Origin of the sequence: Neolewinella marina (genome assembly GCF_002631205.1) — a bacterium.
Classification (GTDB): Bacteria; Bacteroidota; Bacteroidia; order Chitinophagales; family Saprospiraceae; genus Neolewinella; species Neolewinella marina.
The window spans coordinates 724,692-741,337 of the sequence record NZ_PDLO01000001.1; the positions used below are offsets into that span (position 1 = coordinate 724,692).

Annotated in this window: 17 protein-coding genes; 7 read left to right on the top strand and 10 right to left on the bottom strand. The window is 62.5% G+C overall.

Going from position 1 to position 16,646, the window contains the following annotated elements; all coding sequences use genetic code 11:
- Both CGL56_RS02920 and CGL56_RS02925 read right to left on the bottom strand, forming a co-directional pair.
- Window positions 1-666 (bottom strand): DUF2490 domain-containing protein, encoded by a 666-nt coding sequence (locus CGL56_RS02920; RefSeq protein ID WP_099104991.1) that lies wholly within the window; start codon window positions 664-666, stop codon window positions 1-3.
- Between the two features lie 59 nt (window positions 667-725).
- Window positions 726-1,601, bottom strand: coding sequence for a glycoside hydrolase family 73 protein (locus CGL56_RS02925; protein ID WP_099104992.1), 876 nt, complete (start codon window positions 1,599-1,601; stop codon window positions 726-728).
- Window positions 1,602-1,816: 215 nt separating this feature from the next.
- On the opposite strand from CGL56_RS02925, the gene CGL56_RS02930 reads away from it, so the two are divergent.
- The 3 genes from CGL56_RS02930 to CGL56_RS02940 all read left to right on the top strand — a co-directional run bounded on the left by CGL56_RS02930 (window position 1,817) and on the right by CGL56_RS02940 (window position 4,926).
- Complete coding sequence (locus CGL56_RS02930) at window positions 1,817-2,659, top strand: BadF/BadG/BcrA/BcrD ATPase family protein (protein WP_099104993.1); 843 nt, start codon at window positions 1,817-1,819, stop codon at window positions 2,657-2,659.
- A 6-nt stretch (window positions 2,660-2,665) separates the two neighbouring features.
- Window positions 2,666-3,652: a 6-phosphofructokinase gene (gene pfkA, locus CGL56_RS02935; protein ID WP_099104994.1), complete on the top strand. Its 987-nt coding sequence runs from the start codon at window positions 2,666-2,668 to the stop codon at window positions 3,650-3,652.
- Between the two features lie 101 nt (window positions 3,653-3,753).
- A complete protein-coding gene (locus CGL56_RS02940; RefSeq protein WP_245183939.1) occupies window positions 3,754-4,926 on the top strand; it encodes a hypothetical protein in 1,173 nt (390 codons plus the stop codon).
- Between the two features lie 12 nt (window positions 4,927-4,938).
- On the opposite strand, the gene CGL56_RS02945 is transcribed toward CGL56_RS02940, so the two are convergent.
- On the bottom strand, window positions 4,939-7,746 hold the full coding sequence (locus CGL56_RS02945; protein ID WP_099104995.1) for a PD-(D/E)XK nuclease family protein: 2,808 nt from the start codon (window positions 7,744-7,746) through the stop codon (window positions 4,939-4,941).
- Between the two features lie 32 nt (window positions 7,747-7,778).
- Window positions 7,779-8,159, bottom strand: coding sequence for an START-like domain-containing protein (locus CGL56_RS02950; RefSeq protein ID WP_099104996.1), 381 nt, complete (start codon window positions 8,157-8,159; stop codon window positions 7,779-7,781).
- A 192-nt stretch (window positions 8,160-8,351) separates the two neighbouring features.
- Here CGL56_RS02950 and CGL56_RS02955 point away from each other — a divergent pair, with 192 nt between their 5' ends.
- The 3 genes from CGL56_RS02955 to CGL56_RS02965 all read left to right on the top strand — a co-directional run bounded on the left by CGL56_RS02955 (window position 8,352) and on the right by CGL56_RS02965 (window position 10,378).
- The gene (locus tag CGL56_RS02955) at window positions 8,352-9,221 is read left to right on the top strand and encodes a sigma-70 family RNA polymerase sigma factor (RefSeq protein ID WP_099104997.1); all 870 of its coding nucleotides are present in this window, start codon (window positions 8,352-8,354) and stop codon (window positions 9,219-9,221) included.
- 104 nt (window positions 9,222-9,325) lie between these two features.
- Window positions 9,326-9,865 (top strand): TrmH family RNA methyltransferase, encoded by a 540-nt coding sequence (locus CGL56_RS02960; protein ID WP_099104998.1) that lies wholly within the window; start codon window positions 9,326-9,328, stop codon window positions 9,863-9,865.
- An 87-nt stretch (window positions 9,866-9,952) separates the two neighbouring features.
- A complete protein-coding gene (locus CGL56_RS02965; protein ID WP_099104999.1) occupies window positions 9,953-10,378 on the top strand; it encodes a VOC family protein in 426 nt (141 codons plus the stop codon).
- Here CGL56_RS02965 and CGL56_RS02970 read toward each other — a convergent pair.
- The 4 genes from CGL56_RS02970 to CGL56_RS02985 are packed head-to-tail and all read right to left on the bottom strand — an operon-like array spanning window position 10,375 to window position 14,938.
- The gene (locus CGL56_RS02970) at window positions 10,375-11,553 is read right to left on the bottom strand and encodes an AIR synthase related protein (RefSeq protein ID WP_099105000.1); all 1,179 of its coding nucleotides are present in this window, start codon (window positions 11,551-11,553) and stop codon (window positions 10,375-10,377) included. The genes CGL56_RS02965 and CGL56_RS02970 overlap by 4 nt on opposite strands.
- 57 nt (window positions 11,554-11,610) lie before the next feature.
- Window positions 11,611-12,477 carry a cation diffusion facilitator family transporter gene (locus CGL56_RS02975; protein ID WP_099105510.1) on the bottom strand — a complete coding sequence of 289 codons (867 nt, stop codon included), beginning with the start codon at window positions 12,475-12,477 and terminating at the stop codon, window positions 11,611-11,613.
- 14 nt (window positions 12,478-12,491) lie between these two features.
- A complete protein-coding gene (locus CGL56_RS02980) occupies window positions 12,492-13,625 on the bottom strand; it encodes an ABC transporter permease (RefSeq protein ID WP_099105001.1) in 1,134 nt (377 codons plus the stop codon).
- Window positions 13,622-14,938, bottom strand: coding sequence for an ABC transporter permease (locus CGL56_RS02985; protein WP_143470584.1), 1,317 nt, complete (start codon window positions 14,936-14,938; stop codon window positions 13,622-13,624). Before CGL56_RS02985 ends, CGL56_RS02980 begins: the two co-directional genes overlap by 4 nt.
- 127 nt (window positions 14,939-15,065) lie before the next feature.
- Between CGL56_RS02985 and CGL56_RS02990 the strand changes: the two genes are divergently transcribed.
- Window positions 15,066-15,698 carry an LON peptidase substrate-binding domain-containing protein gene (locus CGL56_RS02990; RefSeq protein ID WP_167641506.1) on the top strand — a complete coding sequence of 211 codons (633 nt, stop codon included), beginning with the start codon at window positions 15,066-15,068 and terminating at the stop codon, window positions 15,696-15,698.
- On the opposite strand, the gene CGL56_RS02995 is transcribed toward CGL56_RS02990, so the two are convergent.
- Both CGL56_RS02995 and greA read right to left on the bottom strand, forming a co-directional pair.
- Entirely contained in the window at window positions 15,695-16,093 is a 399-nt protein-coding gene (locus tag CGL56_RS02995; RefSeq protein WP_099105004.1) for an HIT family protein, read from the bottom strand. The genes CGL56_RS02990 and CGL56_RS02995 overlap by 4 nt on opposite strands.
- A gap of 1 nt (window position 16,094) precedes the next feature.
- On the bottom strand, window positions 16,095-16,568 hold the full coding sequence (greA, locus tag CGL56_RS03000) for a transcription elongation factor GreA (protein WP_099105005.1): 474 nt from the start codon (window positions 16,566-16,568) through the stop codon (window positions 16,095-16,097).
- Window positions 16,569-16,646: the final 78 nt, after the last annotated feature.

Below are 16,646 nucleotides of genomic sequence, written 5' to 3' on the forward strand. Positions count from 1 at the left end.
CTAGAAGCTGGCCGAAGTGATCAGGTTGATCTGGTCGCGGCCGCCGGTGGCGAAGAACTGATTCATGTACCCTAGCTCAAAACGCAGTCCGGGGCGGGCCACGTAGCCGAGGCCACCGTAGAGGCGGTTGCGGTCAAAGGGATTATCCTCGGTAGTCACGAAGATTTCGTTGTAGGCCGAGAGGTAGAGCGTCTTCGGGGCCATATCGGGGCCGGTCAGGGGCACGTTCATCGACAGGAAGTAACGGAAGCGGAAACCGAAGTCCTTGTTTTCAACAAAGCGCTCTTCGAAACGGTAGCGGTGCTGAAGGCCAACACGGCCCAGTTGCTGGCGGGTGACGAGCTGCTGGTAAATGCGGTGCTCATCGATCACGACCTTGTCGTCGGCGGGGTCCACGTAGTTCTGGCTGTTGATGTAACCGTACCCGAGCAGGACGTTGAAGTTGTCCGTCACGTCGTACCCTACCCCGGTCCGCAGCAGCAGTTGTTCCAGGTCACCGACGAAGTTGTAGTTCCGGTACTGCACCTCGTGGTGGAGGTTCCAGCGATCGCCGAGGCTTTTGTTGCCGAGGTAAATGATCCAGTTGCCGAGATCACTCTCCTGGGCACTCAGGCGGGGAGCGGAAAGGATGAAGAGGGTAAGGAGGAGGCACAGCAGTTTACGCAAGACGGGGTGTTTTTATAATTGGCCGCCAAAGGTAAGGCAGTCACCAAAACTTCCCGGCCTCACCGCGCCAGGGCGTCGTAGCGATCCAGCTCCAGGTTCTCGATAATGGTGATGAGCTTTTCGGCGTAGCGGGGATCGGTAGCGTAACCGCAGGCCTTCAGTCCGTGGGCCCATTTGCGGTAGTCGCGGCCGTAGTTGTGCAGGCGGGCGTAGCGGGAAGAAGTCAGCAGGATACTGTGTTCCCGGTAGGAATCCGCCACTGAGTCGAATACCCGGAACATGTCGTAGCGGGTATCGTCGCCGTAGTTGCGGCAGGTACACCCCAGGCATTTGGTGCGGCACTTTATGCCGAAGTGGTTGTTGGAATCCACGGCCAGTTTGCTGTCTCCGGCGTTGCTCTCCAGCAGGGCCTGCGCCAGGGTGATACTGGCCGGAATGCCGAATTCCTCCATTTCCCGCCGGGCGGCGGGGGCGTAGCTGCGCAGGTAGTCGCTCACCCGCTTGCGCTTCGCGGCCACGATATGGGGAGATAGCCCCTTGCGTTCCCCGTAGTCGGGACTGAGCACCAGGGTAAGGTTGCTGATGTGGGGGGCCGGATCGTCCGTCTCCGCCACGCTGTTGAAGTCGTCCGCCCCGGCATCCGGTTCGGCCAGATCCACCACCTCGGTGCGCTCCTCCTGCCGTACCACCCCACCAAGGGCCCGGTTCGTAAGTGTGGCGAACCAGTTGCCCAGTCCGGCTTCCGAAACCGTAGCTCCCGCAGCCGCGGGCTGGGCGTCGTGGATGGCTACTTCCACGGCGAGTCCACGGTTTAGGCATACGTAGAGAATGAACAGCAGCAGGATGAGTTCCAGGCCGTAGTTCCGGAGAAATTCGATCCAGCGGGCCCGGGCCTGGTCGGCCTCTCGGGATGAAGTTGATGGTCGGGCAGGCATGCGAAGGAAGTTTTAGGGTCAAGCGGCATCAGTGAAGCATGGAACCTGCGGTAAGCGGGCCGTAGCCCCTGTCAAAGGTAGGCCAAATCCCGTAATAATCAAACAAAATGTTTGATAACCTTCTTTTACCATTCTCCCGGCAAGAACCTACGTGGCTGGGGGCTTTTCCTTAGTGTTAACTTTACACTACCTTCGCGACGGTCAATAATAGCGTCATGATACTTGTTGCGGATTCTGGTTCCACGAAAGCAGACTGGGTACTGATCGACGAAAGCGGTGAAAACGTTTACGTCAATACCCGCGGATTCAACCCGGTGGTCCACCCCCAGGACCTCCTGCACGTGGAGGTGCAGAAGCTCTCCCAGGAACTGCTCCCCGGCGCCAAGGTTACCGAAGTACACTACTACGGGGCCGGCTGCTGGGACCCCCGCCGCAAGAAGGTCATTTCCGACTGCATCAACCGCGTCTGGCCGGCCGCCGACATCACCGTCATGCACGACCTCCTCGGCGCGGCCCGCGCTACCTGCGGTGACGAGGCCGGGATTTCCTGTATCCTCGGTACGGGCAGCAACACCTGCCTTTACGACGGCAAGGAAGTCGTGGACAACGTTACCAACCTCGGGTACATGCTCGGCGACGAGGGCAGTGGTTCCCACCTGGGCAAGGCCTTCCTCCGGTCGTACTTCTACCGGGAACTGGACGACGAGCTCAACGCCGCCTTCGAGCGGTACACCACCGCCGACCGGATGACCGTCCTCAACAACGTCTACGAGTCGGAGATGCCCAACACCTACCTGGCCGGCTTCACCCGCTTCATGGGTGAGCACCAGCAACACCCCCTTATCCAGAAGATCGTGTTTGAGAGCTTCGCCGAGTTTCTGGACCGCCACGTACGCAAGTACAAGGGGCACCTGGAAGTACCGGTGCACTTCATCGGCAGCATCGCCTTCCACTTCAAAAAGATCCTGCTGGCCGCCCTCCACGAGCGCGACCTCATTGCCGGCCGATTTGTACACAAACCCATCGAAGCCCTCGCCGATTACCACTCCGGGAAGTAGCCATATATGGAAAGAAAGGATATTCGCCGCATCGCCGTTTTCACCTCCGGTGGGGACGCGCCGGGCATGAACGCCGCGCTCCGGGCCGTAGTACGCACCGCCGCCTGGAACAAACTGCACGTTTACGGCATCGAACGTGGCTATGAAGGAATGATCGACGGCCATTTCCAGCGGCTGGAGCGTCGCGACGTAGCCAACATCATTCAGCGGGGGGGCACCATGCTCCGCACGGCCCGCTCCAAGCGCTTCATGACCCCCGAAGGCCGCCGGGCCGCCTACGAACACCTCAAGGCCTACGATATTGACGCCTGCATCGCCATCGGCGGAAACGGCACCTTCACCGGCGCCAAGGTGTTCAGTGAAGAGTTCAAGATCCCCTTCATCGGGATTCCGGGTACCATCGACAACGACCTCTACGGTACCGATTACACCATCGGCTTCGACACCGCCGTGAATACCGCCATCGACGCCGTGGACAAGATCCGCGATACGGCCGACAGCCACAACCGCCTGTTCTTCGTGGAGGTGATGGGGCGCAACTCCGGTTACATCGCCCTGTACACCGCCATCGGCTCCGGGGCCAGCAGCGTATTGATCCCCGAGTCCGAAACCGACCTGGAGGACCTCAAGTCGGTACTCCGCAAAAATAAGGCCCGCGGCAAGCTGTTCAGCGTGGTGATCGTAGCCGAGGGCCACCCCATGGGCGGCGCCACCGGCATTGCGGAAAAGATCCAGCACGAACTGGCCAGTATGGAGCCCAAGGTTACCGTCATCGGCCACCTGCAGCGGGGCGGTGCACCCACCGCTTCCGACCGTCTGCTGGCCAGCCGTCTGGGCTTCGCCGCCGTGGAGCTGCTGCTGCAGGGCGCGGAGAACATTGCCGTCGGCATCGTGAACGGTGAAGTGACGAGCATGCCCTTCGAAGACGCTATCACCAAGCAGAAGATTCCGAGCGACGAAATGATCCGTATGGCCAGCATCCTGGCCATCTGATCGTGGGGGGGCGGAACCGGCGACTTAACATACAGTTTACACCCTGTGGTGAACTTGCGCCGCGGAAATAACCTTCCACCCCCACCCCAGTACCCCTTCGTATGGATGCATCCTTGATTATCATGTGGACCGGCTTCATTTTAGCCGGCTACGCGGTCGTGGGCAACGACTCAATCCAGACACTGGGAACTTTCCTGTCCTCCAACGAAGACAAACCCTGGTACGTCCTGTGGGCCTTCGCCGGAACCATCCTGGCCCTCACCCTGGTGTACGGCTGGTCGGTGTACGACGGCGATGTCAGCTACGGCCGCCTGGAGAGCTACGCCTACGTAGAGGACATGACCTGGCCCTACCTGCTGCCTCCACTGGTACTGATGCTGCTGACGCGGACGGGCATTCCGGTATCCACCTCCTTCCTGATCCTGACGTTCTTCAAGCCCAAGGGGCTGATTGACATGACCATGAAGTCCATCCTGGGCTACGCCCTGGCCTTCTGCGTGGCGATCATCGTCTGGCAGCTGGTAACCCGCTGGCTGGACAAGCATTTCATCAATTCGGAAATATCGGGACGGGAAACCAAGATCTGGACCGCCCTGCAGTGGGCGTCCACCGGATTCCTCTGGGGGCAGTGGCTGATCCAGGATTTCGCCAACATCTTCGTCTACCTGCCGCGGTCGCTTACCGCGATGGAAATCGCCGTTTCGCTGGCGATCCTGCTCGCCATGCTGGCCTTTATCTTCTACAGCAAGGGGGGCAACATCCAGAAGATCGTCAAGGCCAAGACCAACACGACGGACATCCGCTCGGCCACCATCATTGACTTTTTCTACGGCATCATCCTGCTGTTCTTCAAAGAGTTCAGCAACGTCCCCATGTCCACCACCTGGGTATTTTTGGGACTGCTGGCTGGACGGGAGATTGCCATCCGCTACCGCCTGGAGCTCGACGCCGAGCCCAGCGACCGCGACCGGGCCCGCCCGGCCTACATCGCCGGCGTGGTGCTCAACGTCCTGATCCTGATCCTGATCGGCTACGTGGTGTACCTCAGGGACGACATCAACAACTTCGTCATCGTGATCATGGCCCTGGCCATGGTGGCCCGTGCCGCCCTGGCCTACCTGGAGACCATCCCGGGCCGGAAGAACCTGATGTCCGCCTTCCGCAACATCTTCAGTGACCTGGGTAAGGTGGCCTTCGGCCTCGTCGTCAGCATTGCCCTGGTGTACGTGATGCGGTACCTCACGACCGGCAGTTTCATCGAAAACATCGGGTAAACCCGCGGGGGGCTAGCGGACCAGGCCGATCAGGCTGCGGTAGTCGTCGAAGGGGGAGGTATCGTCCTTCATGGCCAGCAGGCTATCGTGCGGCAGGTCTACGTAAAGGTCATCAAGAAAGGGCGCGGTTTCGGTGCAGCGGATCTCCACCTGCCCTCGCTCGAGTTGCTCCCACCGCCAGTCGTGGGTAGCCAGGATCTTGCGGAGGGTGTCCCGTTGGATGACGAGGTGGTCCTCCTCTGCCGGAACGGTATCCGCCCCTTCAAAGGCCAGTTCGTTGCGGGCCAGCATCAGCGCATCGCGCAGCAGGTAGTAGGCGGAATGCACCCGGCTGCTCCCCTGCTGCCGCAGGAATTCAGCGTAGAGGGCCAGCTGGATATCCCCTCCGTTGCGCAGCAGGTTGCGGAAGGTCGTCTTGCCCCGCCACTTCAGGTCGACCACGGCCGTTTCCAGGCTTCCGTCGGCGGCCGTCCGCTCCAGTACCAGGTCGGCGCGGCCCAATACCCACTGTCCGCTGCGGGTTTCAAGCCAGCCTTCGACCTCTTCCTCGGATCCACGAACCTTCCAGCCATTCTGCTGGATGTAGTTGACCAGCGTCCAGGCCGACTTCTTGATCGTCAGGAGGAACTGCACCCGGTCGGGCTCCTGCCCGTACTCCAGCAATACGGCCCCCTGCTGCCGCAGCAGCCGGTCGGCGTTCTCGTTAATCCAGTGCTCCACCTGCCCCCGGCTGAAGGGGGTATCGGCCGCGGCTACTTCCGCCAGCAATTGCTCGACGAAGAGGTGGCCGAGGTTGCCCCGCAGCCGGTTTTCACTGGCGATCGACAGGATGGGCGTACCCCTCAGTCCGAGCTGGTGCCTGAACACCCACTTGTGGGGGTAGTACAGCAGGTCGTCAATCGAGGAGGGGGTTTCTTTTTTCCGGGGCCGCAGGGCATCCGGCCGGGCGATCTCCAGGTGGGGCACCGGCGGATCCAGGGGGCGGATGGGTACCGGCCGGAACCCCGGCAGGCGCAGGTCGGACAGCAAGCCGGTGGGTTGCCCCGCTTCGTCAATGTCGACGGTGATGGTCGCCAGGTCATCAGCAGAAAAGGCCGCTTCCAGGTCGCCCATCAGGGCGTGGGGCTCGACTTCCGAACCGTCCACCCGCCGCGGGATACACAGCAGCAGTTGGCGACCTGCGGTGAGGGCCGGCCGGAGGTTTTGCCAGAGCTGGAGGCGGTTGCGTTGCTCCGGACTGCTTACCCGGCACCCGCGTTCCCGCAGGTATTCGATTTCCGGCGGATAGTAGCGGCTGAAGAAGTAGACGGGGTCGGTTTCGACGAAGTCCCACCAGATCAGGCGCTCCAGGGTGCCCTGTCCGCTGCCGGGCAGGCGGGCGACGGACGCGGGTGCGAAGGCGACCGGCAAGGCCCCCTGCTCCGTGGGCTGGAACTGGGTGGGCGCGGGTTGGTAGATCGTCCGCACCAGCCGTTCCACGTCGAGGTAGCTCAGTTCCGTTTCCGGCTGGGCGTCGAGCAGTTCGGTGGCCCGTTCGGCCTGGGCCGACAGCACCACCAGTCCGGTTTGCTCCTTGTCCTCGTCGTAGGCTTCCAGGGCCCAGTTGCGGAGGAAAACGAACAGACCACGTACGTCGGCTTTCGGCGCCCGCCCGTCGCGGGGGTAGCGGCGGCGGCGGAACCAGAAGTCGTACTGCTCCCGGGCCCGGCGGCGGCGGTTGGCGGGCACCTTGCGGGCCTCCATTTCGCGGAAGGACTCTTCCACGGCGTAGTTCCAGCGGGCGCCGAACAATCCGGGGGTATCGGCCAGGTGCTCGGCCAGCCGCTGGCCCAGGCGGCGGTCCAGGGGCTTGGCGACGAGGCTGACGAACTCCATGATGCGCTGTACCTCCACGGGCTCCCAGAGGAAGGCGGTAACCAGCTTCAGTACCTGCAGGCTCGGCCGCGCCAGGCTGGTCGACGGGATGCCCATACTGGGCAGCCCCTCCATCAGCATGGTCGTATCGAGGGTCTGGTTGCGGACCGTCATCAGCACACCGGGCCTCCACTGCGCGTTGTCGCGGACCATCCGCGCCAGGTAAGCGGCAATGTGGGTTTCCCGCTCGGCCCGTACCACCACCAAACTCCCGTCTCCGCTCAGGGTACGGGGGGCGGCCGCAGGCTGCTGCTGCTCCCCGCCATCCAGCAGTCCGGCGAGCTTTTGCTGCCAGGCACCCAGGTCACTTTCCGCCGTCGGCCCCGCCGCGGGTGGCGTATACCGGACCTGGTCACCGGCCGCTTCCAGGGCCGCCAGCAGTCGCTGCAGACCGGGCGGCAGCAGGTCGGCCGGCTCGTGGATCAGCAGGTCAAAGTCGGGGTGACGTCGCTCGTGGAGGGCGGCCAGCAGGGCCTGCAGGCGGTCGGCCTGGCCGGGCAGTAGCGCGAAGTCGTTATTGGCGTCCAGCAGTTGTTGTTCCAGTTCGTGGAGGACGGCGATGCGTTCCGGCGTGTCGGTTTCCACGGGGCGGGTGAGCCGGTAGCCGGCTTCCAGCAGCTCATCGCGGCGCGCCAGCAGGTCCTCGGCGGTGGCGAAGGGGTCGGCGGCGAAGGCGGCGGCGTAGAAGGGGGTGGTATCGGCCCGCTGGAGGTGGTGCTCGATCAGTTGGCGGTACTGCTCGGTGCGCAGGGCTTCCCGGTTGGCGGGGTTGCGCGACAGGGCGTAAAAATGCTCCAGGTAGCGGACGAGCCCCGGGTAATCGAGGTACAATTCGCCGGCGGCGGAGGCCGGGGGCTCGGGCAGAATGGGGGACGCGAAGCTGAGTCCGAGGTAAATCTTGGTCATGGGTGCCGGCAAAATACGGAAGCCCCGGCGGGTCAGCCGCCCATTTCGGCGCGCATGCGGGTGAGCTGGGTTTCCCACAACGCTTTCTGGTCCTCTACCTCGTCGTCGTCGGCAAAGTCGGTCACGTAAACGATCGTTTCCCCCGTTACCGGGCTCTTCGTGATGTTGAACTCGAGGTATTCGTCCTCGTCGTCGGCGTCCTCCCAGGCAAAGCGGACCATGTCGCCCTCACTGTCCTCGATAAGCTCGGCGGCCTCGGGGGAACCGCTCCAAACAAAGGTGTAGGTGCTGTCGTTAATATCCACTTCATCGCAAAACCACCGCGTCAGGCAGGCCGGATCGGTGAGAAACTGGTAGACAATATTCGGGGAGGCACGAAAAATAAACTCCGAAGTAAACTTAACACGTTCCATATCAGGGGGTTGGCGGTAGTGGTGGCGGGCAAATACGGTATTTTAACTGAGACTACCAAAAGTTTATCGCCCCCCAACCTATTGTTTCTTCGCAGTGTTAATTACACGTTGCGCGGTAATCACCCTCCGGGGCCTTGATTTCCAACTATATACCCCGTAATTTTGCGGCCACTTTCAGAAAACGTCCCCTAAATGAGACAGCTTAAGATAACGAAGTCGATTACCAATCGCGAGAGTCAGTCGCTCGAAAAGTACCTACAAGAAATTGGTAAAGTAGACCTGCTGACCCCCGAGGAGGAAGTTGACCTCGCCAAGCGGATCAAGCAGGGAGACCAGATCGCCCTGGAGAAACTCACCAAGGCCAACCTCCGCTTCGTCGTTTCCGTTGCCAAACAGTACCAAAACCAGGGACTTAGCCTCTCCGACCTCATCAACGAAGGCAACCTCGGCCTCATCAAGGCCGCCCAGCGCTTCGACGAAACCCGCGGTTTCAAGTTTATTTCCTACGCCGTATGGTGGATCCGCCAGTCGATCCTCCAGGCCCTGGCCGAGCAGAGCCGCATCGTGCGCCTGCCCCTGAACAAGGTCGGCAGCCTCAACAAGATCAACAAGGCCTTCAGCCAGCTGGAGCAGACCTTTGAGCGGGAGCCCAGCAGCGAGGAACTCGCCGAGCAGCTCGAGATCAACGCCGACGAGGTGGAAACCACCCTGGGCGTCGCCGCCCGCCACGTCAGCATGGACGCCCCCTTCGTCGAAGGGGAGGACAACAGCCTGCTCGACGTACTGGCCAACACCGCCACCCCCGGCACCGACTCCGCCCTGGAGTACAAGGAATCCCTCCGCCGCGAGATCGACCGCAGCCTGGGCACCCTCACCGAGCGGCAGTGCGACGTGATCAAGCTCTACTACGGCATCGGCGTCGAGCACCCCATGAGCCTGGAGGACATCGGCGAGAAGTTCGGCCTGACCCGCGAGCGCGTCCGCCAGATCAAGGACAAAGCCATCAACAAGCTGCGCGGCGCCAACCGCAGCAAGCTGCTCAAGAATTACCTGGGCAACTAGCCGCCCCAGTCCATTCCAATTTTGCTTTAGGGGTTTTACTTCCAAGCTCAAGCAGGGCCTTCTCGACGCAACGGGAAGGCCCTGCTGCTATATTAATCCGTCCCATGCACCGTCGCAAACTTTCCCTCCACGAGCTCGGCCGCCTGTCGCCCCAGCAGTACTCCGCCGCGGAGAAGCTTCCCTTTTCCCTCGTACTCGACGACATCCGCTCGGCCAACAATGTGGGCAGCCTCTTCCGGACGGCCGACGGCTTCGCCCTCCAGCACGTCTACCTCTGCGGCATCACCGCTACCCCACCCCACCGCGACATCCTCAAGACCGCCCTGGGGGCCACGGCTACGGTGTCCTGGTCCTACCACCAGGACTGCGCCGAACTGGTCCGGGAGCTCACGGGCGGCGGCGCGCAGGTGCAATGCCTGGAACAAACCGCCCACAGCACCCCCCTGCACGCATTCCGGGTGGCCGACCCCCTGCCCCTGGCGCTGGTGGTCGGCAATGAGGTGTCCGGGGTCAGCCAGGCGGTGATCGACGCCGCCCACGGCACCATCGAGATTGCCCAGTACGGCACGAAGCACAGCCTGAACGTTGCCGTAAGTGCGGGGATGGCGGTCTGGGAAATCAGCCGCCAGCTGAGGGGGCAGTAGGCAGGCTTTTGCCGTGAAAGGAAATCAGCTATCTTTCCTCCCGCCCCAAGGGGCGTCACCCTTTCACATTTGCAAAGCCCATTCTTAATGCAGCCTTTTCACCTTGCCGCCCCCGTTGACGATCTCGAAGCCGCCCGCCACTTCTACGGCACCGTTCTGGGCTGCCCCGAAGGCCGCACGGACGCCGAATGGATTGACTTCGACTTCTTTGGCCACCAGCTCGTAGCCCACCTGGCCCCGAAAAAGGAACAGCCCGACCACCGCAACGAGGTCGACGGCAAGCACGTGCCCGTACCCCACTACGGCGTGGTTCTGGAGTGGGAGCAGTTCGAGCAGTTTGCCCAGCGGCTCCGGGACCACGGCGTGAAGTTCGAGATTGAACCTTACGTACGATTTGCCGGCCAGGCCGGCGAACAGGCGACCATGTTCTTCTACGACCCTGCGGGTAACGCCCTGGAATTCAAGGCGTTCAAGGACATTTCCCGGCTCTTTGCCAAGAATCTGAACGGCTAGTCCGTGTACTCCTCTACGCCACCGGGGGTGGTGAGGCGTACCGACGCCTGTTCGCCGCCCGCCTCCACGTGGCCGATGATCCTGGCGTCGATGCCGAAGGACCGGGCCAGGTCGATCACCGTCTGGGCATCCCGTTCGCCTACGTAGGCTTCCAGCCGGTGGCCCATGTTAAAGACCTGGTACATCTCCCGCCAGTCGGTGCCACTCTCCTGCCGGATGAGGTCGAACAGCGGGGGGGCGGGGAACAACTTGTCCTTCACCACCCGGACGTCGGGGTCGATGAACTTGACCACTTTGGTCTGGGCACCACCGGTACAGTGGATCAGGCCACTGAGACCGGGGCCCACTTCCTGCAGCAGTTTCTTTAGCACGGGCAGATAGGTCCGGGTGGGGCTAAGTACGAGCTTGCCCACCGTGGTTTCCACGCCGTCTACCGTGATTTTGTCGGTGAGTGCACGGCTGCCCGTATACACCACTTCCCGGGGCACTTCGGGGTCGAAGCTTTCGGGGTATTTGTCGGCGTACTCCTTACGGAAGACGTCGTGGCGGGCGCTGGTGAGGCCGTTGCTGCCCATGCCGCCGTTGTACTCGTCCTCGTAGGTAGCCTGCCCGTAGCTGGCCAGGCCCACGATCACGTTGCCGGGGCGGATGTCGTTGACGATTACCTCATCGCGCCGCAAGCGGGCGAAGGTCGTGTAGCCTACGTCGATGGTGCGCACGATATCGCCCACGTCCGCGGTTTCCCCGCCCGTGAGGTGCAGCCCTACGCCTTGTTCGGCCATACGGTCGGCGAACTTTTGTGCGCCCTGGATGATGGTCTTGAGTACCTCACCGGGGATGCGGTTCTTGTTCCGGCCGATGGTGGACGAGATCAGGATGTTGTCCACTGCGCCCACGCAACCCATATCGTCCAGGTTCATCACCAGGCTGTCCTGAACGATGCCTTCCCAGACACTCAGGTCGCCGGTTTCCTTCCAGTAGAGGTAGGCCAGGCTGGTTTTGGTGCCCGCCGTATCGGCGTGCATCACGTTGCAGTATTCGGGATCTCCGCCCGCGATATCGGGCAGGACCTTGCAGAAGGCTTTGGGGTAAAGTCCCTTATCCAGCCCCTGGATGGCGTCGTGGACCTCTGATTTGGTGGCGCTGACGCCGCGTTGCTCGTACTTCGTGGACATAGGCGCAAAGGTAGCCATTTTTGGCACCAGCCCGCGGGGACTTGACTTGCCCTTCGTTCAAGCGGGTTCGATGTGGATGAGTACCTCCTCCACGCTGGGGAAATCCTCCAGCAGCCGATCCTTAAGCCGGTGGGCCAGGTCGTGGCCCTGGGTGACGGTGAGGTCGCCATTGACCAGGGCGTGGAGATCGATGTAGTACCGCATGCCGGACTTGCGCACGAAGCACTTCTCGGTTCCGAGAATGCCGTCGACGGTCAATGCCGAGGTGCGCACCGCTTCGATCAGGTCGTCGTATACGTGCTCGTCCATGATTTCCCCCAGGGCCGGCCGGAAGATCAGGTAAGCGTTGTAAAGGATAATGCCGGAGGCCCCCAGCGCGGCCCAGTCGTCGGCGCTCTCATAACCGGGGCCACCCAACAGGGCGATGGTGATGCCAATGAAGGCCATGACCGAGGTGATGGCGTCGCTGCGGTGGTGCCAGGCGTCGGCGGCCAGCACGGTACTGTCCGTGAGGCGGCTGCGGCGCATTACGATGCGGTAGGAAACCTCCTTCCAGAGGATGATGCCCCCCAGCACCAGCAGGGTCCAGGGTTCGGGTACCTGGTGGGGCGTCAGGATGTGGTCAATGCTTTCGTGGGCGATCACGGTGGCCGAAAAGACCAGGAAGGCAACCACCCCGAAGGTGATCAGGGGTTCAATCTTGCCGTGGCCGTAGGGGTGGTTCTCGTCGGCCGGCCGCTGGGCGTAGCGTAACCCAAGCAACACCAGCAGGGAAGAGAAGATGTCGGTAGTGGACTCGATGGCGTCGGCGATGAGGGCGTAGGAGTTGCCCAGGATGCCCGCTACGGCCTTGATGATGGCCAGCCCCGTATTGCCGGCGATGCTGAAGTAGCTCGTGCGAATGGCCATCTGTTCTCTGTCCATGGTGCTCATTTTGGCTATCGCGTCTGCCGCAGGCTGTTACAGGCCAGGAGGGTCAGGGTCAGGAGGAGGCCCGGAAAGACCGCCAGCCACCACGCACTGGGTTTGGCCCGCGACTGCTGTAAAATACTGCCCCAGGTCACCTGCTCAGCCGGAACGCCGATGCCCAGAAAACTCAGCATGGCCTCGGCGAGGATGCTGGTGCCGACCATGAAGGCCGCCACCACCACTACCGGTCCGATGGCATTGGGCAAGGCGTGGCGAAACAGCAACCTCAGCTCCCCCACCCCGCCCACGCGGGCCGCGGCGATGTACGGCAATTCGCGGATCCGCATCAATTCCGCGCGCAGGAAGCGGGCCACGGGGGTCCACCCCAGCACCCCGATCGTCAGGACGACCACCCCCAGCGAGGAGCGGTCGACGTACGACAGCACCGCGATCAGCAGTACCAGTCCGGGAATGCTGACCGTGAGCTCCAGCAGTAGGACGACCAGCCGGTCGATGGGCACCCCCGCCGGGCGCCGCAACCAGGGGATGGCCCGCCCCAGGGCATCGAAGAGCAGGATGCCCCCGCTGCAGGTAGCCAGTAAGACCAGGGAGGCGAGCAACAGAAAGTGAAACACCCCCGTCGACAGGGCCGCGATGCTGCCAACGACGTACAACCCTCCGACCACCAGGCCGATCACCCCGCCCAGCAATCGCCCCCGGGGGAGCTGCCATCCGTGGTCCCCGAAAAAGCCGGCGACGGCCCCCAGAGGAAGTCCCAGCAGGAGGGAGATCAGTACGCTCCCCAGTCCGACCCCTACGGCCACCCGTACGCCACTCACCAGCCCCGCCGCGGTATCCCGGCCCAGCCGGTCGGTGCCCAGCCAGTGAATGCCGCGGTGATCGGCCGCGGGAGAAAGGGGTCGCAGGTAGCCGGGTTGGCTCAGGTCGGTGGCCGAAGCCCGGAAGGGAATCGGGGGCCAGATTGCCCAGTCGACCGCTACGGTAGCCCAGTCTTCCGAAGGCAGGCTGCGCTCAAACACGGGGAAGTGAAGGGAATCCTGGTGGGAGGCCACCAGGGGCTTGTCGCCCGCGATGAAGTCCGCCAGCAGCGCCACCACCAGGAGCGCCGCCAGGTATCCGTATGCCCAGAATCCGTTCTTCATCGCGGGGGCAATTTACCCAACCGCACCCGGGGATCCACCAGGGCGTAGCCGATGTCGGCCAGCAGCAGCCCCAGGATGGTCAGTACCCCGTTCACCAGAACCAGGGCGGTGACTACCGGCCAGTCGCGGGCCGTGGCGGCTTCGTACAGCAGTTGCCCCATCCCGGGGAGGTTGAAGATCTGTTCGATGAGGACGCTGCCGGCCAACAGCCCGGGCAACAGTCCGCCCAGCAGGGTGACCAAGGGGAAGGCGGCGTTGCGGAACACGTGTCGCCACAGCACCTGCGACCCCGTCATACCCTTCATCCGGGCGGTCTTGACGTAGGGGCGCTCCAGCTCCACGAGGGTGGAAGCACGCAGGTGGCGGGAAACGTACGCCAGGCTTGGGTAGGCCAGGCAAAATACCGGCAACAGCAGGTGGGAAGCGCGGATGCTGAGGGCCTCCCACCAACCCGCGCCCAGCGGAACCTCCCCGAATCCCATGCTCGGAAACCAGTTCATCCCGTAGGCTGGCGTGGTGAAGAAGTTGGCCAGCAGGGTAGCTACCCAGAAAGCGGGCAAGCCGAAGGCCAGAAACGTCAGACCGGTGGCCCAGCGATCAAACCGGCTGCGGTGGTAGTGGGCCATGTACAAGCCCAGGGGAATGGCCAGGAGGTAAACCACCAGCAGGGCCAGGCCATTGAGCAAAACGGTGCGGGGCAGGGCTACGGCGATCTTCTGGGCCACGGGCCGGCGGTCCGCGTAGGAAATACCCAGGTCGCCGTCCGCCAAGCGGAGCAGATAGCGGTGGTAGCGGTTCTCGGTGCCGTTCCAGTAAATCCGTGGCCAGAGCAGGCTACTGCGGTCGGTGTGGCGGACCATGTCCTGGTAAGCCGTGCGCAATTCCGTGGTATTCTCCCCGTCCGGCAGCCCCCTCAGCTGCCGCTCGATATACGGCCGCTCGGCCCGGGTAAGCAGGCGGCGGGCGGTCACCTGCACCGCTTCCTCTTCGGCCAGTCGGGCGCCCAGCAGGGCGCGGTAATACTGCTGCACCCGGGGCCAGTCGCCGTGGCGAAGGGCCAGGCGGCGTACGGTCTGCCGGCGATCGGCCTGGACGATCCGGTGAAGGGTATCGGGCAGGGCGGCGTGGGTGACGGTAAAGTAGAACAGCGGCAGGTCGTAATCCAGCCGGCTGGCCAGGAGGCGGTACTCCCGCTCGTAGGTCTTCAGGTCCACGCCGGAAGTGCGCACCCCTTCGGCCACCATTCGCTGCTGGACGGGATCGCCCGGAGTCAGCCAGGTCAGGGCAAAGCTGACGAGGCTCAGCAGGAGCACGCCCAACGGAAGGTACAGCAGCTTGCGCAGGCCGTACGCCAGCAAATGATTCTTTCGGCGCGTCAGGGCTAGGTGATAATCAGTTAACTATGAGCAAAGTATGCCGATTCCTTGTTGGGGAAACGATATGCAGTCCTTAGCACTCTTCCCACTACAGCTCGTCGTCTTTCCGGGCGAGGTACTCAATTTACACATTTTTGAGCCCCGCTACCGGGATTTGGTCGCCGACGTGGAAACCGAAGGCCATCATTTCGGGGTGCCCACCGTCATGGAGGGCAGGCTGCAGCCCATTGCCACCGAAGTCCGGTTGCGCGAGGTAGCGAACCGCTATCCCGGGGGAGAAAGCGACATTCGGGCGGAAGGGGGGCGGATTTTTCATATTGACCGGTTTTACCGGGAATATCCCGGAAAGCCCTACCCCGGCGGGGAGGTAAGTTACCTGCCGGTGGATGAGGATGAGAGTACGCAACTGAACGAACACATCGTGCAGTTGACCCGCGAAATCTACAGCAAATTGCGCATAGAAAGGGAAGTGAGATCAGTGGCCGACGGATTTCGCACCTTTGACCTCGGGCATTACGTGGGCTTCACCCTGGAGCAGGAGTACCTTTTTCTTACGCTGCTGGACGCCGGACAGCGGCAACGGTACCTGCTGGAACACCTGCTGCAAGTCAGGCCCAGAGTGGGTGATCCGCTGGGCATCCGCGCCCGCGCCGAATTGAACGGCCACTTCCAGGAGCTGAGCCCACCGGACTTTTAATCCAGGGTGATGGCCGCTGAGATCTGCTGCTGCAACTCCTTCATCCGCTCCTCGCTTACCGCGACGGTCTTACCAAAACGGAAATCGCCCTCGTGGGTCACCGGCACCAGGTGCACGTGGACGTGGGGGACTTCCAGACCCAGCACGCCGTTAGCGATGCGCTGGCAGTCGACGACCTGCTGGATGCCCCGGGCGACCCGCTTGGAGAAAAGCGTCAGGCCGGTGATTTCCTCGTCGGTCAGGTCGTAGTAGTAATCCACCTCCCGCTTCGGCACGCAGAGGGTGTGGCCCTCCATCATGGGGCGCACGTCGAGGAAGGCGATGAAGTCGTCGGTTTCGGCCACGATATAGCCGGGCAACTCACGGTTGATGATGCGGGTGAAGATGGACGCCATATCAGATCGCGATGTTGACGATCTCGAACTGGATCGTTCCGTTGGGGGTGTTGACGGTGGCGACGTCACCTACGGCCTTGCCCAACAGGCCCTGCCCCATGGGGCTGTTGACAGAAATCTTCTTGGCCTTCAGGTTGGCTTCGCTTTCGGCCACCAGTTCGTACACCATGGTGGCCTTGTTGGCCAGGTTCTTAATCGTCACCTTACTCATCACCGTCACCTTGCTGGTATCCAGCTGGCTCGAGTCGAGCACCCGGGCGTTGGCCATCACTTTCTCCAGTTCGTTGATCTTCATCTCCAGCAGTCCCTGGGCGTCCTTGGCTGCATCGTATTCGGCGTTCTCGGAGAGGTCGCCCTTTTCCCGGGCTTCGGCGATGGCGCGGGCTACTTCAGCCCGTCCGGTGGTCTTCAGTTCCTCGAGTTCCGCGCGGAGGCGGTCGTAACCCTCTTGCGACAGATAGTGTGTTCCTGCCATGGTGCAAATATTTTCGTCGCAGCAGTCAGTTCTACCCTTCCCGTTTTGGGATCGGTGGGGACCTGCCTGGCATTGGTG

What these genes read in the sequence shown, in the direction of transcription:
- CGL56_RS02925 (WP_099104992.1), bottom strand. Translation starts at nt 1,601, where the DNA reads ATGCCTGCCCGACCATCAACTTCATCCCGAGAGGCCGACCAGGCCCGG.
- CGL56_RS02930 (WP_099104993.1), top strand. Translation starts at nt 1,817, where the DNA reads ATGATACTTGTTGCGGATTCTGGTTCCACGAAAGCAGACTGGGTACTG.
- pfkA (WP_099104994.1), top strand. Translation starts at nt 2,666, where the DNA reads ATGGAAAGAAAGGATATTCGCCGCATCGCCGTTTTCACCTCCGGTGGG.
- CGL56_RS02940 (WP_245183939.1), top strand. Translation starts at nt 3,754, where the DNA reads ATGGATGCATCCTTGATTATCATGTGGACCGGCTTCATTTTAGCCGGC.
- CGL56_RS02945 (WP_099104995.1), bottom strand. Translation starts at nt 7,746, where the DNA reads ATGACCAAGATTTACCTCGGACTCAGCTTCGCGTCCCCCATTCTGCCC.
- CGL56_RS02950 (WP_099104996.1), bottom strand. Translation starts at nt 8,159, where the DNA reads ATGGAACGTGTTAAGTTTACTTCGGAGTTTATTTTTCGTGCCTCCCCG.
- CGL56_RS02955 (WP_099104997.1), top strand. Translation starts at nt 8,352, where the DNA reads ATGAGACAGCTTAAGATAACGAAGTCGATTACCAATCGCGAGAGTCAG.
- CGL56_RS02960 (WP_099104998.1), top strand. Translation starts at nt 9,326, where the DNA reads ATGCACCGTCGCAAACTTTCCCTCCACGAGCTCGGCCGCCTGTCGCCC.
- CGL56_RS02965 (WP_099104999.1), top strand. Translation starts at nt 9,953, where the DNA reads ATGCAGCCTTTTCACCTTGCCGCCCCCGTTGACGATCTCGAAGCCGCC.
- CGL56_RS02970 (WP_099105000.1), bottom strand. Translation starts at nt 11,553, where the DNA reads ATGTCCACGAAGTACGAGCAACGCGGCGTCAGCGCCACCAAATCAGAG.
- CGL56_RS02975 (WP_099105510.1), bottom strand. Translation starts at nt 12,477, where the DNA reads ATGGACAGAGAACAGATGGCCATTCGCACGAGCTACTTCAGCATCGCC.
- CGL56_RS02980 (WP_099105001.1), bottom strand. Translation starts at nt 13,625, where the DNA reads ATGAAGAACGGATTCTGGGCATACGGATACCTGGCGGCGCTCCTGGTG.
- CGL56_RS02990 (WP_167641506.1), top strand. Translation starts at nt 15,066, where the DNA reads ATGCAGTCCTTAGCACTCTTCCCACTACAGCTCGTCGTCTTTCCGGGC.
- CGL56_RS02995 (WP_099105004.1), bottom strand. Translation starts at nt 16,093, where the DNA reads ATGGCGTCCATCTTCACCCGCATCATCAACCGTGAGTTGCCCGGCTAT.
- greA (WP_099105005.1), bottom strand. Translation starts at nt 16,568, where the DNA reads ATGGCAGGAACACACTATCTGTCGCAAGAGGGTTACGACCGCCTCCGC.